This is a genomic window from Streptomyces sp. NPDC050549 (assembly GCF_040655035.1).
In the GTDB taxonomy this organism is placed as follows: domain Bacteria; phylum Actinomycetota; class Actinomycetes; order Streptomycetales; family Streptomycetaceae; genus Streptomyces.
The window spans coordinates 258,538-274,223 of record NZ_JBFAJD010000005.1 but is presented as its reverse complement, the minus strand read 5'-3'; the positions used below and the strand labels follow the sequence as shown (position 1 = coordinate 274,223).

Genomic DNA, 15,686 nt, shown 5'->3' with positions numbered 1-15,686 from the left:
CGTACAAGGAGTTACGGATCTCATGGACGCTGTGACCCAGGTCCCCACCCCCGTCAACGAGCCGGTGCACGGCTACGCGCCCGGCTCTCCCGAGCGCGCCCGTCTGGAGGTCAAGCTCAAGGAGCTGGCCGAGAACCCGATCGACCTGCCGATGACCATCGGCGGCGAGAAGCGGATGGGCGGCGGCGAGCGCGTCGACGTCGTCCAGCCGCACAACCACAAGGCGCGGCTGGGCACTTACGCCAACGCGACCCAGGGCGACGCCCAGGACGCGATCGACGCGGCCCTCGCCGCCGCGCCCGCCTGGCGCGCGATGTCCTTCGACGACCGTGCCGCGATCATCCTGCGCGCCGCCGAACTGCTCTCCGGCCCCTGGCGCGAGACCCTCGCGGCCTCCACCATGCTCGGCCAGTCCAAGACCGCCCAGCAGGCCGAGATCGACTGTCCCTGCGAACTGGTCGACTTCTGGCGCTTCAACGTCAAGTACGCCCGCGACCTGCTCGCCGAGCAGCCCCCGGCCAACTCCCCGGGCGTCTGGAACCGCCTCGACCACCGCCCGCTCGAAGGCTTCGTCTACGCGATCACGCCCTTCAACTTCACCGCGATCGCGGGCAACCTGCCGACGGCGCCCGCGCTGATGGGCAACGTCGTGGTCTGGAAGCCGTCGCCGACTCAGACCCACTCCGCCGTGCTCCTCATGCAGTTGCTGGAGGAGGCGGGGCTCCCCAAGGGCGTCATCAACCTTGTCACCGGTGACGGCATCGAGGTGTCCAAGGTGGCCCTTGAGCACCGCGACCTCGCGGCCATCCACTTCACCGGGTCCACCAAGACCTTCCAGTACCTGTGGAAGACGGTCGGCACCAACATCGAGAAGTACCGCTCCTACCCGCGCCTGGTCGGCGAGACCGGCGGCAAGGACTTCGTCGTCGCCCACCCGAGCGCCGACCGCGCGGTGTTGAAGACCGCGCTGACCCGCGGTGCCTTCGAGTACCAGGGCCAGAAGTGCTCCGCGACCTCCCGGGCGTACATCCCGGCGTCGATCTGGAACTCCGGTTTCAAGGAGGAATTCGCCGCCGAGGTCGACTACTTGACGATGGGTGACGTCACCGACCTGTCGAACTTCATCGGCGCGGTCATCGACGAGCGCGCCTTCGCCAAGAACAAGGCGGCCATCGACCGCGCCAAGGCGGACCCCAACTGCACGATCGTCGCGGGCGGTTCGTACGACGACTCGGTCGGCTGGTTCGTCCGCCCGACCGTCGTCGAGTGCACCGACCCGGCCAACGAGGTGTTCACCACCGAGTACTTCGGCCCGTTCCTCGCCGTGCACGTCTACGAGGACGAGAACTACGACGAGATGCTGACCCAGATGGAGTCGGTGTCCGACTACGCCCTCACCGGCTCGGTCATCTCCAACGACCGTGCGGCGGCGGCCCACACGATGGAGAAGCTGCGCTACGCGGCCGGCAACTTCTACATCAACGACAAGTCCACCGGCGCCGTCGTCGGCCAGCAGCCCTTCGGCGGCGGCCGCTCCTCCGGCACCAACGACAAGGCCGGCGCCCCGCAGAACCTGATGCGCTGGACCCTGACCCGCGCCATCAAGGAGACCCTGGTCGCGCCGACCGACTACACCTACCCACACATGGGCTGACCGCCGCACAGAGTGCCCGCAGCGGGCAGACTCCCCGTCATGACCCCAACCCGTATGCAGGACACGGTGGTTACGGCGGACGACGGAGTGCGGCTGTGGGCCTCCCGGTCCGGCCGTGGCACCCCCGGCACCCCACCCCTGGTGCTGTGCCACGGCGGACCCGGACTGTGGGACATGTCCGAGGACGTGGCCGGGATGTTCGACTCCCGTACCGCGGTGGTCCGTTGGGACCAGCGCGGCTGCGGCCGGTCCGAGCCGTGCGCGGGCCCGTGGACCACCGAACGGTTCGTGGCCGATCTCGACGCCGTACGACGGCACTTCGCGCTGGAACGGCCGGTGCTGCTCGGCCACTCCTGGGGCGCCTCACTCGCCCTGAGCCATGCCCTCGCCCACCCGGACCGGGTCGCCGCCCTCATCTACGTGAGCGGCACCGGCATCGGACCGGACGCCGACTGGCACGGCGCCTTCGAGGAGAACATCCTCGCCCGGCTCGGCGAGGACCCCGGGCGGCTCGCCCGCTGGCGGGAGTTGCCCGACGGCAGCCGCGAACGGGCCGTGCTCCAGTGGTCCGCCGAGTTCGAGGACCGGGAGCGGGCCGTCGAGCACGCGGCGCGGATGGCCGACCCCTGGTTCCCCATCAACTTCCCCTGCAACAAGGCCCTGAACGCCGAGGAGAGACAGACCGCCGGCACCCCCGCCCGCTACGCCGCCTGCGAGGCCCTCGACCTCCCCGTGCTCATCGTCGACGGGGAGCGGGACATCCGCCCCCGGTCGGCCGTCGACTCGCTGGAGCGGGCGCTGCCCCGGGTGCGTCGGGTGACCTTGGCGGGCGCCGGGCACCTGCCGTGGGTCGAGGACCCGGACGGGTTCCGCGCAGCAGTGCTGGCGGCGATGCGGTCATGACAGCCATGGCGTCGTCATGACAGCCATGGCGTCAACGTGGTCATGACAGCGATGCGCCGATGACGGCACGCCACGAGCCCGTGTCTCCGATACTGACCCCGTGACCATCCGTATGCGCATCGCTCACACGGCCGACCTCACGCCGGCCGACCTCCGCGCCGCCCGCGCCCTGCTGGACGCCGCCTTCGCCGGTGACCTCACCGACCAGGACTTCGAGCACGGCCTCGGCGGCCTCCACGCCCTGCTCGCCGACGAGGAGGGGCTCGTCGCGCACGGTTCGGTCGTGATGCGCCGGGTGCGGTATCAGGGACGCTGGCTGCGGGTCGGATACGTCGAGGGGGTCGGCGTACGGCCCGACGCCCGGCGCCGGGGGCACGGCGGCCGGATCATGGCCGAGCTGGAGCGGATCGTCGACCACGCCTACGACGTCGGCCTGCTCGGCGCCAGCGACGACGGCGCCCGCCTCTACACCGCGCGCGGCTGGCGGCTGTGGGGCGGCAAGATCTCCGCCCTCGGCCCGGACGGCATCGTCCATCTGCCCGAGGAGGAGGACAGCACCTACGTCCGCCCCGCGCTCGCCGGACCCCTCGACCTGGAGGCCGATCTCCTCTTTGACTGGCGTGACGGGGACGTGCTCTGACGCCTCGCCGCGTTTTGTGAAACCGCAGGTCAGCACCACGTGACTCGTTTCACCGTCTCAGATAGTAGGAAGTCCGAGTAATTGTGGAGACAGATGCGCGGTCCTGTCCTAGCTTTGTAGGAGCCGAACGTCTCGCTAGACCAAGCGAATGGCGGCCGTGAGCCGGACAGCATGCAGGCAACCCCTGTGGTCCGTGGCTCCCCGCCTCTTCCGGCGTCTCGTAACCCCCTTCAGTACTCCAGGAATCATCGAAGGAGTCGGTTCCCCATGGCCGAGACGACCGTCCGCCGCCGCGTCCGCCACGTGACCCGCACCAGCGAGTCCGAGCGCAAGAACGCCGCCGCCGCTCTCCAGCGCGCCCTCGACCGCAGGGACAACGGCGGCGAGACCGGCCACTGAGCCACCTGACCGTCGACAGTCACCAATTGCCGGGAGCCGCGCCCGCACGGGGTGCGGCGCGGTCTCACCGACCGCGCCGCACCTCGAAGTGGTCGATGCGCCTGCCGTTCTGGTCCAGCGCCGACACCCTGAGCCTCGGCGTGCTGCCGCTCTCCGCCTCCACCGAGAGGAGGGAGAAGCCCCGGTAGCGCACCCGCGACCACTCCACCGTCTCCGCCTTCGTGTGCCGGCCCTTCACCCACTGCATCGTGTCGACCGTCCCGTGCCGGGTGACGTGCCCCTCGTAGCTCTCCTTGACGCCCGCCGGGAACCCGTACAGATCCCGGCCGCCGCCGCCCGCCGTGACGTAGACGATCCCGTCCTTCGTCGGATCGGTGGACGCGCCGATCGGAACCGCCCTGCCGACCGCGCCCTTCCTGATGGCGTCGGTCCGCTCGTACACGTGGTTGTGCCCGTTGATCACCAGGTCCACCTGGTGCTTCGCGAACAGCGGCAGCCACTCCGCCCGTACCCCGCCGTCCGAGGCGTGCGTGGAGGTCGAGTAGGCGCAGTGGTGGAAGAAGACCACGACGAAGTCGATCCCCTTGGCCGCGCGCAGTTCGCGCAGTCTGCGGTCCAGCCACTTCGTCTGCTTTCCGCCTGTGTAGCCGAGGTTGGCGGTGATCTCGTACGACACGTCGTTCGCGTCGAGCGCCACGACGCCGACGTTGCCGTAGACGAAGGAGTACACGCCCGGCGCGTGCGGCGGGTCGAAGCCGTTGTCCGGGAGGGACCAGCGGGCGAGCTGGCCGCCGTAGCCGTCGGGGGAGTACCAGGCTTCCATGTCGTGGTTGCCGGTCGTCACCATCCACGGGACGGACCGGGAGACGCCCTCGTTCTGCTTGAGGAACAGGTCCCAGTACGTCGGGTCGTAGCCGTCGCTCGTCCTGCCCTGGCCGTTGGTGTCGGCGTAGCAGATGTCACCGGCGTGCAGGTGGAACGCGGGGTTCTCGCGCAGGACCACCTGGTCGTTGGCGGCTGCCGCGTTGCTCACGCCCTGGTCGCCGAAGGCTGTGAACACGAACTTCTCCGGGCTCGCCGGCGCGGTACGGAACGAGCCGATCGTCGAGCGGTGGGCCTGGGCGGCCGGGTCGAAGCCCTCGTGGCCGACGCCGTAGTAGTACGTCGTGCCGGGGCGGAGGTCGTCCAGGGCCGCGTGGACGTAGTACTGCTCGACGGCGGGGCGGACGCCGGTCAGGCCGGGGGTGTGCAGGGCGCGCATCTCGGCGGTGATCCGGTGGGTGAGGTCGTCGGGCCTGGAACCCACCCGTACGTACGGCTTCCTGACCGCGAAGGGCACCTGCCAGGAGATCCGCATCTCCGTCTTCGGGTCGGTGCCGAAGGCGAGATGGCGGCCGAAGGGGGTGACGACGGCGCCAGGCACCTTCGACGTGGCGGGGGTGGGTGTCGCCGACTTGCTGTCGGTGGCGCTCCTTCCCGCGCACCCCGTCAGCAGCCCGCCCGCCACCGCGCCCGCCGTCACCAGCGTGCGGCGCCGGGACAGCTTGGTGCGCAGGTACTCGTACTGCTCGGCCATGCTCATCCGGGCCGCGAGGTGCTCCGGGATGCCGACGTCAGGTGTCTCCATGTCGATGAAGCTCCCCCAGGAGTCCGACGGGCGCCATGCGTAAGGATGAACGTACATCGAACGGCCGACGCCGGCGGCCGAGGCGCGTCCGCATCATGGACACCCGGTGTCATCCCATGGGACGCGGAGTACGGTGTCGGGCATGTCTCGCAGCATCGATCTCGCAGTGATCCCCGGTGACGGCATCGGTCAGGAAGTCGTGGCCGAAGGTCTCAAGGTCCTCTCCGCCGTCCTTCCGCAGGACGTGAAGCTGGAGACCAAGGAGTTCGACTTCGGCGCCCGCCGCTACCACGCGACCGGTGAGACCCTCACCGACGCCGACCTGGCCGCGCTGAAGCCGCACGACGCGATCCTGCTGGGTGCGATCGGTGACCCGAGCGTTCCGTCCGGGGTCCTTGAGCGCGGCTTCCTGCTGAAGCTCCGCTTCGCCTTCGACCACCACGTCAACCTGCGGCCGAGCAAGCTGCTCCCGGGAGTGGCGACCCCGCTCGCCGGTGAGCCGGAGATCGACTTCGTCGTGGTCCGTGAGGGCACCGAGGGCCCGTACACCGGCAACGGCGGCACCATCCGCAAGGGCACCGAGCACGAGGTCGCCACCGAGGTCTCCGTCAACACGGCCTTCGGTGTCGAGCGCGTGGTCCGGGACGCCTTCGCCCGCGCCCAGGCCCGTCCGCGCAAGAAGCTCACGCTGGTCCACAAGAACAACGTGCTGACCTTCGCGGGCCACCTGTGGACGAACGTCTTCAACAAGGTCGCGGCCGAGTTCCCCGAGGTCACCACCGACTACATCCACGTCGACGCGGCGACGATCTACCTCGTCACCGACCCGGCCCGCTTCGACGTGATCGTCACCGACAACCTCTTCGGTGACATCATCACCGACCTCGCCGCGGCCGTCTCCGGCGGCATCGGCGTCGCCGCGAGCGGGAACATCAACCCGTCCGGCGAGTTCCCCTCGATGTTCGAGCCCGTGCACGGCTCGGCCCCGGACATCGCGGGCCAGGGCAAGGCCGACCCCACCGCCACGGTCCTGTCCGTCGCCCTCCTGCTGCGCCACCTCGGCTACGAGTCCGAGGCCGTCCGCATCGAGGACGCCGTCTCCGCCGACCTCGCGGACCGCACCGGCAAGCCCGCCCGCAGCACCACCGAGATCGGCGACGCGCTCGCCGTACGAGTAGCCGGCTGACCCGCCGCCTCACTCGAAATCTCTCGCAGTATTTCGAAGCCGCCGGGTCGCGACCGCACCCGGCGGCTTTTCTTACGTCCCCGCCGGGTGCCACCATCATCCCTGGGTCGCATTCACGCCGTTTTCGTCCACGGTCCACCACGCGCGATAATCGAACGCGGAGCCGCGGAGTGAGGCAATGCTCGGACGTCCTAACACTGGCCACTGGCAGTCGAGGGCGTGAGCGCGGCCCGTCACACACAACCGGTGAAGGACAACCACTCATGACGACGCCCACGATCGAGCTCAAGCCCTCGGCCTCGCCACTTTCCGCCGCCGAGCGCGACGCGATTCTGGCGAACCCCGGGTTCGGCCGCCACTTCACCGACCACATGGTGACGATCAAGTGGACCGAGGGCCGCGGCTGGCACGACGGCGAGCTCGTGCCGTACGGCCCGCTCTCCCTCGACCCCGCGAACATGACCCTGCACTACGCGCAGGAGATCTTCGAGGGCCTCAAGGCCTACCGCCAGGCCGACGGCTCGGTGGCCACCTTCCGCCCCGAGAAGAACGCCCGCCGTTTCCAGACCTCCGCCCGCCGCCTCGGCATGCCCGAGCTGCCGGCCGAGACGTTCATCGAGGCCTGTGACGTGCTGGTCCAGCAGGACCGCGACTGGGTCCCGGCGCACGGCGGCGAGGAGTCCCTTTACCTGCGCCCGTTCATGATCGCGACCGAGGTCGGCCTGGGCGTGAAGCCCGCCAACGAGTACCTCTTCCTGGTCATCGCCTCCCCGGCCGGCGCCTACTTCCCCGGCGGCGTGAAGCCCGTCTCCATCTGGGTCTCCGAGGACCACGTCCGCGCCGTCCCCGGCGGCATGGGCGACGCCAAGACCGGCGGCAACTACGCCGCGTCCCTCCTCGCCCAGGCCGAGGCCGCCGAGCAGGGCTGCGCCCAGGTCTGCTACCTCGACGCGGTCGAGCGCAAGTGGGTCGAGGAACTCGGCGGCATGAACCTGTACTTCGTGTACGGCAACAGGATCGTCACCCCCACCCTGACCGGCTCCATTCTGGAGGGCGTCACCCGCGACTCCCTCCTCACCCTCGCCCGCGACCTCGGCTACGAGCCCGAAGAGGGCCGTATCTCCATCGACCAGTGGCAGCGCGACTCGGAGAACGGCACGCTGACCGAGGTCTTCGCCTGCGGCACGGCCGCGGTCATCACCCCGGTCGGCACGGTCAAGCGCACCGGCGCCGAGTGGCGGCAGTCCGGCGGCGAGCCCGGCGAGGTGACTCTGCGGCTGCGCGGCGCCCTCCTGGACATCCAGCGCGGCGACACCGTGGACAAGCACGGCTGGATGCACCCCCTGGGCTGAGCCGGGCTCCCGGTCGACGGCCGGAAGCCGGTTCGACGCGTATCGCCTCCCCCGTGCGGGTATCCACTGATTCCGCAGGAGACGGGAACACGGGGGAGGGGACGCGGTGAGTGGTGGGCCGATACCGCGACTGCGCTGGCTGCTGCGCGCGTTACGCACTCCGCGCCGCCCGCAGAGCCTCACCGTGCTGGTGCTGCTCGCCGCTTCCGCCGGGCTGCTGCTCTGGCGGGCCGACACGATGGCCAACTACAGCGAGAACCTCGCCCTCAACCTGGGCACCGACCTGGTCGGCGTGGTCATCACCGTCTTCGTGATCGGCCCGCTGATCTCCCGGGCTCAGGAGGGCCGGGTCCGCGAACACACCCGGCTCGACTACGAGTGGTTCGCCGCGCAGGTGTACGGCTCCACGTCCAACGTGAAGGTCCTCGACACCTTCTCCAACCTCTTCGGCCCGCAGTTCTCCGAGCGCCTCTACCGCGGTGTCCGCTCGGCCACCGCGCACGGCGCCCGGGTGCAGATCCTGCTCCTGGACCCCGACTCCCTCGCCGTGATCCTGCGCGGGCGTGAACTCGGCGAGCAGAGCGCCGACATCCGCCGCGACATCATGCGCAACCTGCGCACCCTGGACCGGTTCGCCGAGCGGCTCGACGAGCACTCCCGGAGTCTGCTGGAGGTACGGCTGTGCTCGACCTCCCCCGGAGTGACCCTCTACCGCTGGGACGAGCGCTGTCTCGTCTCTTTCCTCACCGTCGGCCGACTCTCGGGCGAGGGCGTTCAGTTGGAGGTCGCCGTCCGCTCCCCGCTCGGCACCTTCGTCGAGCAGCGCTTCGACGAGCTGTGGCAGCAGGGCAAACCGATGGACCGTTTCACCCATCTGCCGGTCACCCTGGTCGACGCGGCCGACGGACGGCGGGAGTTCAGCTGCCGCTTCGTCTACGTCGGCGACCGCCTGTACGTCGAGGCCCCCGACCTCGTCACCTACCTGGCGCGCCGCCGCCTCGACCAACTCTCCGCCCACAGCGGGGCCCTGGGCCCGGGCGAGGCGCACGAGGTCATCGTCGTGGACGACCGCAGCGAGCTGCACGGGCGGCTCATCCACCACTTCACGGAGAAGTACGATGCGCAGGCGGCGGCCTTCGTGGAACTACGGCCGCCTACGGTCCTGGTCACGGAATAGAGGGCCCCGGCACACATGAGCTCAGCGCACCACCCCCGCTTTCGCGCCTTCACGCCCCGTGACCTGGACGGACTGCTGAAACGCGTGTCCCTGACGGCTGCCGAACGGCTCGCCCTGCGGGCCGTCTCCACGGTGCTGCCCTTCCGCACGAACAGCCACGTCGTCGACGAGCTGATCGACTGGGCGGCGGTGCCCGACGACCCGATCTTCCGGCTGACGTTCCCGCAGGCCGGGATGTTGCCCGAACCCGATCTCAAGCAGATGGCCGACCTCCTCTCCCAGGAGGCACCGAAGGCCGAAGTCCTGCGCGCGGCCCACGAGATCAGGATGCGGCTCAACCCGCACCCCTCGGGCCAGCTCGACGCCAACGTGCCCGTGCACGAGGGCGAGCGCCTGGAAGGCCTCCAGCACAAGTACCCCGAAACCGTGCTGGTCTTCCCGCGCCAGGGTCAGACCTGCCACGCCTACTGCACGTACTGCTTCCGCTGGCCCCAGTTCGTCGGCGAGTCCGAACTCCGCATCGCCACCGACGACATCGCGACCACGTCCGCCTACCTCCGCGCCCACCCCGAGGTCACCAGCACGCTGATCACCGGCGGCGACCCCCTGGTCATGAGCACGGAGGTCCTTCGCCGCTACGTCGACCCCCTCCTCGAGATCGACACGATCCGCTCGATCCGCATCGGCACCAAGTCCCTCGCGTTCTGGCCGTACCGCTTCACGACCGAGCGCGACGCCGACGACCTGCTGCGCCTCTTCGAGAAGGTGGTGGCAAGCGGCCGTCACCTCGCCCTGATGGCCCACTTCACCCACCCCCAGGAACTGCGCCCGCCGGTCGTACGGGAGGCGATGCGCCGGGTGCGGGGCACGGGCGCCGTGATCCGCTGCCAGGGCCCGCTGGTGGCCGGCATCAACGACAACGCCGAGGCCTGGGCCGAACTGTGGGACGAGACGACCACGCTCGGCGCGGTGCCGTACTACCAGTTCGTCGAGCGCGACACCGGCCCCCAGGGCTACTTCGGCGTCCCGCTGGCCCGCGGCCACCAGATCTTCCGCGACGCCTACGCCCGTGTCTCCGGCCTCGCCCGCACGGTCCGCGGCCCGGTCATGTCCGCGATGCCGGGCAAGGTCGGCGTCGACGGCGTCGCGGAGGTCGCCGGGGAGAAGGTCTTCGTCCTCCACCTGATCCAGGCCCGCGACCCGTCCCTGGTCGACCGCCCGTTCTTCGCGGCCTACGACGAGACCGCGACATGGTTCACGGACCTGAAGCCGGCGTTCGGGGCGAGTGAGTTCCTGCCGGGGCTGGAGGTGGGGTGAACGGGCGCCGCATCCTCACGACCGTCGGCCGCGGTGGCCGGTCCTTCTCTGGCCTTGGCCTTCTTGGAACCGGATGTCGGCGCGAGCGAACCCCTGCCGGGGCTGGGGCATCTAGAGCACCGCACAAGCTGACATCGAACCACTTCAAACGGACTTGTTTCCCTTTTTCGCGACCCGCGTTTAGAGTGCTGCTCTAAACGAAGGGACGACCCCTATGCGGCTCACTCCCACCGAACGCGACCGCCTGCTGCTCTTCGGTGCCGCCGAGCTGGCCCGCGCCCGCAAGGCGCGCGGCCTGCGGCTCAATGTGCCGGAGGCGACCGCGCTGATCGCGGACACCGTGTGCGAGGCCGCCCGGGACGGTCTCGGGCTCGCTCTCGCGATCGAGCGTGCCCGGTCCGTATTGGGGCCCGACGACGTCCTGCCGGGTGTCGCGGACGTCGTCACCGAGGTCCATGTCGAGGCCGTCTTCGACGACGGTTCCCGGCTGGCGGTCGTCTCCGACCCCATCGGCGGCGGACTCGGCGGCGAGGCCCCGGGCGCGCTCCTCCCCGGACCCGCGCACGCCGATCCCGAGGCCGTCGTCCGGCTCACCGTCACCAACACCGCGACCGTCCCCGTCTCCGTGACCTCCCACTTCCACTTCTTCGAGGCCAACCCGCGCCTCGACTTCCCGCGCGCCGAGGCCTACGGCATGCGGCTCGCCGTACCCGCAGGGTCGTCCGTCCGTTTCGGCCCGGGAGAGAGCGCCGAGGTCGGTCTGCTGCCGATCGGCGGCTCGCGGATCGCCATCGGCTTCGCCGGTCTCGTCGACGGGCCGCTGGACGCGCCGGGCGCGAGGGAAGAGGCGCTGCGCCGGGCAACTGCCTGCGGTTATCTGGGAGTTGAGCTGTGAACCCGTACGAGTACGCCGCCACCCACGGCCCCCGCGCCGGCGACCGTGTCCGTCTCGGCGACTCGGGTCTGACCGTCCGCGTGGAGTCCGACTCGCAGCGCTACGGCGACGAGTTCCTCGCCGGCTTCGGCAAGACGGCCCGCGACGGACTCCATCTCAAGGCCGCCGCGGTGCGGGAGACGTGCGATGTCGTGGTCAGCAATGTCGTCGTGATCGACGCGGTGCAGGGTGTCCGGAAAGTGTCCATCGGGATCAGGGAAGGGCGCATCTGCTCCATCGGGCGGGCCGGGAACCCCGACACCCTCGACGGGGTCGACGTCGTCGTCGGCACCGGTACCTCGATCGTCTCCGGCGAGGGGCTCATCGCCACCGCCGGTGCCGTCGACACGCATGTCCATCTGCTGTCGCCGCGCATCATGGAGGCCTCCCTCGCCTCCGGGGTCACCACGATCATCGGGCAGGAGTTCGGCCCGGTGTGGGGCGTCGGCGTCAACTCGCCCTGGGCGCTGCGCCACGCCTTCAACGCCTTCGACGCCTGGCCGGTCAACATCGGCTTCCTGGGCCGGGGTTCGTCGTCCTCGGACGCCCCGCTGATCGAGGCGCTGGCCGAAGGCGGGGCCAGCGGCTTCAAGGTGCACGAGGACATGGGTGCCCACACCCGCGCGCTGGACACGGCGTTGCGGGTCGCCGAGGAGCACGATGTCCAAGTCGCCCTGCACAGCGACGGGTTGAACGAGTGCCTGTCCGTCGAGGACACCCTGCGCGTGCTGGAGGGCCGGACGATCCACGCCTTCCACATCGAGGGCTGCGGCGGCGGACACGTCCCGAACGTGTTGAAGATGGCGGGAGTTCCGAACGTCATCGGCTCCTCCACCAACCCCACCCTCCCCTTCGGCCGGGACGCGGTCGCCGAGCACTACGGCATGATCGTCTCCGTCCACGACCTGAAGACCGACCTGCCCGGCGACGCCGCGATGGCCCGCGACCGGATCCGCGCCGGGACGATGGGTGCCGAGGACGTGCTGCACGACCTGGGCGCGATCGGCATCACCTCGTCCGACGCGCAGGGCATGGGGCGGGCGGGTGAGACGGTCCGCCGTACGTTCGCGATGGCCGGGAAGATGAAGGCCGAACTCGGCGCCCCGGAGGACCACGACAACGAACGCGTCCTGCGCTACATCGCCAAGCTGACCATCAACCCCGCGATCGCGCACGGACTTTCGCACGAGGTCGGTTCCATCGAGGTCGGCAAGCTCGCCGACCTCGTGCTGTGGCGGCCCGAGTACTTCGGTGCGAAACCGCAGCTCGTGCTGAAGTCCGGATTCCCGGCGTACGGAGTCGTCGGCGACCCGAACGCGGCGACCGACACCTGCGAACCCCTGGTCCTGGGACCGCAGTTCGGCGCGCACGGCAGCACGCCCGCCGACATCTCCGTGGCCTTCGTCGCGCAGGCGGCCCTGGACCAGGGCGGGGACTCCATGCCAACTCGCCGTCGCCGGGTGGCCGTTCGTGGCACGCGCGGCATCGGCCCCGCCGACCTGCGCCTCAACTCCCGTACCGGAGCGGTCGACGTCGACCAGCGCACCGGCCTGGTCACCCTCGACGGCGAGCCGATCCGCTCGGAGCCCGCCGACTCGGTCTCCCTCAACCGCCTCTACTTCCTCTAGAACACTAGGACCTGGGACTTCTGATGAGCTTCCGTATGCCGCCCGAGTGGGCCCCGCACGAGCGCACCTGGATGGCCTGGCCAGGACCCAACCCCACCTTCACGACCGACGAGGAGTTGACGGAGGCCCGCGCCGCCTGGGCGTCCGTGGCCCGGGCCGTGCGCCGCTTCGAACCGGTGACGATGGTGCACGGGCCGGGCCAGGGCGGGTCGGCGCGCGAACTGCTCGGCCCGGACGTCGATCTGGTCGAGCGCGACCTCGACGACGCCTGGATGCGGGACATCGGCCCCACCTTCGTCACGGACGGCCGTGAACTGGCCGCCGTGGACTGGACGTTCAACGGCTGGGGCGCCCAGGACTGGGCCCGCTGGGAGCACGACTCCAAGATCGCCCGCCAGGTCGCGGACCTCGCCGGGGTGCCGGCCCTGAGCAGCACCCTCGTCAACGAGGGCGGCGCGATCCACGTCGACGGCGAGGGCACGGTCCTGCTCACCGAGACGGTCCAGCTCGGCGAAGGCCGCAACCCCGGCTGGACCCGGGAGCAGGTCGAGGCGGAGATCCACGCCAGGCTCGGCACCACCAAGGCCATCTGGCTCCCGCACGGCCTCACCGGCGACTACGGCGTCTACGGCACCCAGGGCCACGTCGACATCGTCGCGGCCTTCGCCCGGCCCGGCACCGTACTGGTCCACAGCCAGCGCGACCCGGCCCACCCGGACCACGCCCGCTCCCAGGAGTACCTCGCTCTGCTGCGCGCCGAGACCGATGCGAAGGGCCGCCCCCTGGAGGTCGTGGAGATCCCCGCACCGACCGTGCTGGAGGCCGACGGGCACTGGGTCGACTACTCCTACATCAACCACTACCTCTGCAACGGCGGAGTCGTGCTCTGCGCCTTCGACGACCCGCACGACGAGATCGCGGCCGGTATCTTCCGGGGCCTCTTCCCCGAGCGGACGGTCACGCCGGTGGACGCCCGTACGATCTTCGCGGGCGGTGGCGGCATCCACTGCATCACGCAACAGCAGCCGAGGATCTAGCAGAGCCGGAGGATCAGATGGCCGGTGGGCGCAGACAGGCCCCGCCCCGCGAGGACGTGCTCGCCGCCGCCATGGAGATGATCGCCGAACGCGGTCTGGAGCAGCTCACCATGGCGGCGCTCGGCCGCGAGGTCGGCATGAGCAGCGGCCATCTCCTCTACTACTTCCACTCCAAGGACGAACTGCTCCTCCAGACCCTGGAGTGGAGCGAGGGCAGACTCGGCGCCGAACGCGGACGCCTGCTCACCCGCACGGCGGCAACGGTCCGGGAACGCCTCGACGCGTACGTCGACCTGTACGTCCCCGACGGCCACCACGACCCGCACTGGACGCTCTGGCTGGAGGTCTGGAACCGCTCGCAGAACGCCGACGACGAGGCTCGCGACCGGCAGGCCGCCATCGAGGGCGTCTGGCACCGCGACCTCGTCGCCCTGATCGCGGAGGGCGTCTCGCGCGGCGAGTTCCGCCCCGTGGACCCCGACCGCTTCGCCGCCCGCCTCCGCGCCCTCCTCGACGGCTTCTCCATCCACGTCGCGATCGGCCTGCGCGGCACGGACCGCACGCAAGTTCTCGGCCACGTAAGGGAGTTCGTGGAGGAAGGGCTTCTCGCGGACGCGTGAGGGGGCGCCCGGGTTGTACGCAGACGAGCGCATTGACCCGGGGTGCCCGGTGCGCTTGCATCCTTGTGAGTCCCCGGTGCGGGACCGGGGGAAAGCAAGGTTTCGGGGGGAACCATGTTCATGTCCACACGCACCTCAAGCATCTCCTCGGGGGCCGGGCTGCTCCTCGTGTTCGCCGTGGGCGTCGTCCCGGCCGCCGCGGCACCGCACGCGCCCCGCCTGCAACGGATCAGTACCGCCGCCGACGGCACCCAGGCCGACGGGGCCTCCGGCGGCGCGTCGATCACTCCGAATGGCCGCTTCGTCGCCTTCCGTTCCTCGGCGACCGACCTCGTCCCCGATCCGGGCCACGGCCCGGACAGCCAGGCGTACGTCCGTGACCTGCGCACCGGCACGGTCGGCAGAGTGGCGGCCCTCGGCACCCCGGTGCTCAGCACCGACGGCCGCTGGGCCGCCTCCACCGACTGGGGCACACACGACATCGATGTCTTCCTGACCGACCGCACGACCGGTACGCGTACCCGGATCGACGGCGCCGCGCTCAGGGACAGCGCGTACGACCCGACGATCAGCGCGGACGGCCGGTATGTGGCCTACCAGTACGTCACCCACCCGCAGTTCCCGACCCGCATCGACGTCTACGACCGGATCACGGGCACCCACGAGACCGTCAGCGCCGGCCCGCAGGACGACGGGAGCCGGGACATGTCCCACCCGTCGATCAGCGGCGACGGCCGGCTCGTCGCCTACCAGGACGACGGCACCGGTGACGTGTGGGTCGCCGACCGCAGGAGCGGCGGGCAGACCGAGGCCGACGACGGCACCCGCTCCACTCTCGTCCAGCTCAGCGCCGACGGCCGCACGCTGGCGATGAATTCCGCGGACGGCGCGTATGTGCGGGACCTGCGCACCGGCCGGGTGCGACACCTCCCCGGCGTCCAGGCCCGGGCGGTCAGCCCCGACGGGCGCCAACTCCTGTACGCCGACGGGCAGTCGGCCCTGCACCTGCGCGACCTGCGCACCGGAGCCGACCACACCGTCGCCGACGCCACGGCCGCCGCGAGCGCGGGAGCGGGTGCGGTGAGTGACAGGGGAGTCGTCTTCTCGTCGGCCGCGTCCGACCTGGTGCCCGACGACACGAACGCGGTGGCGGACGTCTTCGTGCGCCGCTGACCGAGCCGATGCACAACATCAATTGTTCGCAAGGGACTT

The 15,686-nt window shown here is 70.4% G+C and carries 14 protein-coding genes; 13 read left to right on the top strand and 1 reads right to left on the bottom strand.

The annotated features are described in order from the left end of the window. Positions 1–22: 22 nt before the first annotated feature. From pruA to AB0I51_RS10940, 4 genes are all read left to right on the top strand, one after another. Positions 23–1,654 (top strand): L-glutamate gamma-semialdehyde dehydrogenase, encoded by a 1,632-nt coding sequence (gene pruA, locus AB0I51_RS10955; protein ID WP_362973550.1) that lies wholly within the window; start codon positions 23–25, stop codon positions 1,652–1,654. A gap of 54 nt (positions 1,655–1,708) precedes the next feature. After that, the gene (locus AB0I51_RS10950) at positions 1,709–2,557 is read left to right on the top strand and encodes an alpha/beta hydrolase (RefSeq protein WP_362973669.1); all 849 of its coding nucleotides are present in this window, start codon (positions 1,709–1,711) and stop codon (positions 2,555–2,557) included. A gap of 100 nt (positions 2,558–2,657) precedes the next feature. After that, positions 2,658–3,197: a GNAT family N-acetyltransferase gene (locus AB0I51_RS10945; protein WP_362973548.1), complete on the top strand. Its 540-nt coding sequence runs from the start codon at positions 2,658–2,660 to the stop codon at positions 3,195–3,197. A 267-nt stretch (positions 3,198–3,464) separates the two neighbouring features. Continuing rightward, the gene (locus AB0I51_RS10940) at positions 3,465–3,596 is read left to right on the top strand and encodes a hypothetical protein (protein ID WP_019068673.1); all 132 of its coding nucleotides are present in this window, start codon (positions 3,465–3,467) and stop codon (positions 3,594–3,596) included. 64 nt (positions 3,597–3,660) lie between these two features. Here the strand turns inward: AB0I51_RS10940 and AB0I51_RS10935 are convergent, their stop codons facing one another. Beyond that, positions 3,661–5,223: a metallophosphoesterase family protein gene (locus tag AB0I51_RS10935; protein WP_362973545.1), complete on the bottom strand. Its 1,563-nt coding sequence runs from the start codon at positions 5,221–5,223 to the stop codon at positions 3,661–3,663. A 142-nt stretch (positions 5,224–5,365) separates the two neighbouring features. Here AB0I51_RS10935 and AB0I51_RS10930 point away from each other — a divergent pair, with 142 nt between their 5' ends. From AB0I51_RS10930 to AB0I51_RS10890, 9 genes are all read left to right on the top strand, one after another. After that, on the top strand, positions 5,366–6,409 hold the full coding sequence (locus AB0I51_RS10930; protein ID WP_043680300.1) for a 3-isopropylmalate dehydrogenase: 1,044 nt from the start codon (positions 5,366–5,368) through the stop codon (positions 6,407–6,409). 263 nt (positions 6,410–6,672) lie between these two features. Next, a complete protein-coding gene (locus AB0I51_RS10925) occupies positions 6,673–7,761 on the top strand; it encodes a branched-chain amino acid aminotransferase (RefSeq protein ID WP_362973543.1) in 1,089 nt (362 codons plus the stop codon). A gap of 106 nt (positions 7,762–7,867) precedes the next feature. Beyond that, positions 7,868–8,938 carry a hypothetical protein gene (locus AB0I51_RS10920; RefSeq protein ID WP_362973541.1) on the top strand — a complete coding sequence of 357 codons (1,071 nt, stop codon included), beginning with the start codon at positions 7,868–7,870 and terminating at the stop codon, positions 8,936–8,938. A gap of 15 nt (positions 8,939–8,953) precedes the next feature. Further along, positions 8,954–10,255, top strand: a complete 1,302-nt coding sequence (locus tag AB0I51_RS10915) for a lysine 2,3-aminomutase (protein WP_362973539.1) — start codon at positions 8,954–8,956, stop codon at positions 10,253–10,255. 214 nt (positions 10,256–10,469) lie between these two features. After that, complete coding sequence (ureA, locus tag AB0I51_RS10910) at positions 10,470–11,150, top strand: urease subunit gamma (protein WP_362973537.1); 681 nt, start codon at positions 10,470–10,472, stop codon at positions 11,148–11,150. Continuing rightward, positions 11,147–12,817, top strand: a complete 1,671-nt coding sequence (locus AB0I51_RS10905) for an urease subunit alpha (protein WP_362973535.1) — start codon at positions 11,147–11,149, stop codon at positions 12,815–12,817. The genes ureA and AB0I51_RS10905 overlap by 4 nt, the downstream gene beginning before the upstream one ends. A 23-nt stretch (positions 12,818–12,840) precedes the next feature. Beyond that, entirely contained in the window at positions 12,841–13,854 is a 1,014-nt protein-coding gene (locus AB0I51_RS10900; protein ID WP_362973533.1) for an agmatine deiminase family protein, read from the top strand. A gap of 17 nt (positions 13,855–13,871) precedes the next feature. Further along, positions 13,872–14,474, top strand: a complete 603-nt coding sequence (locus tag AB0I51_RS10895; protein WP_362973529.1) for a TetR/AcrR family transcriptional regulator — start codon at positions 13,872–13,874, stop codon at positions 14,472–14,474. 120 nt (positions 14,475–14,594) lie between these two features. Next, on the top strand, positions 14,595–15,647 hold the full coding sequence (locus tag AB0I51_RS10890; RefSeq protein WP_362973527.1) for a protein TolB: 1,053 nt from the start codon (positions 14,595–14,597) through the stop codon (positions 15,645–15,647). Positions 15,648–15,686: the final 39 nt, after the last annotated feature.

Bases quoted from the DNA above. Each gene is read 5' to 3' on its own strand.
- AB0I51_RS10930 (WP_043680300.1), top strand. From the start codon at position 5,366: ATGTCTCGCAGCATCGATCTCGCAGTGATCCCCGGTGACGGCATCGGT.
- ureA (WP_362973537.1), top strand. From the start codon at position 10,470: ATGCGGCTCACTCCCACCGAACGCGACCGCCTGCTGCTCTTCGGTGCC.
- pruA (WP_362973550.1), top strand. From the start codon at position 23: ATGGACGCTGTGACCCAGGTCCCCACCCCCGTCAACGAGCCGGTGCAC.
- AB0I51_RS10915 (WP_362973539.1), top strand. From the start codon at position 8,954: ATGAGCTCAGCGCACCACCCCCGCTTTCGCGCCTTCACGCCCCGTGAC.
- AB0I51_RS10940 (WP_019068673.1), top strand. From the start codon at position 3,465: ATGGCCGAGACGACCGTCCGCCGCCGCGTCCGCCACGTGACCCGCACC.
- AB0I51_RS10950 (WP_362973669.1), top strand. From the start codon at position 1,709: ATGCAGGACACGGTGGTTACGGCGGACGACGGAGTGCGGCTGTGGGCC.
- AB0I51_RS10925 (WP_362973543.1), top strand. From the start codon at position 6,673: ATGACGACGCCCACGATCGAGCTCAAGCCCTCGGCCTCGCCACTTTCC.
- AB0I51_RS10900 (WP_362973533.1), top strand. From the start codon at position 12,841: ATGAGCTTCCGTATGCCGCCCGAGTGGGCCCCGCACGAGCGCACCTGG.
- AB0I51_RS10890 (WP_362973527.1), top strand. From the start codon at position 14,595: ATGTCCACACGCACCTCAAGCATCTCCTCGGGGGCCGGGCTGCTCCTC.
- AB0I51_RS10895 (WP_362973529.1), top strand. From the start codon at position 13,872: ATGGCCGGTGGGCGCAGACAGGCCCCGCCCCGCGAGGACGTGCTCGCC.
- AB0I51_RS10935 (WP_362973545.1), bottom strand. From the start codon at position 5,223: ATGGAGACACCTGACGTCGGCATCCCGGAGCACCTCGCGGCCCGGATG.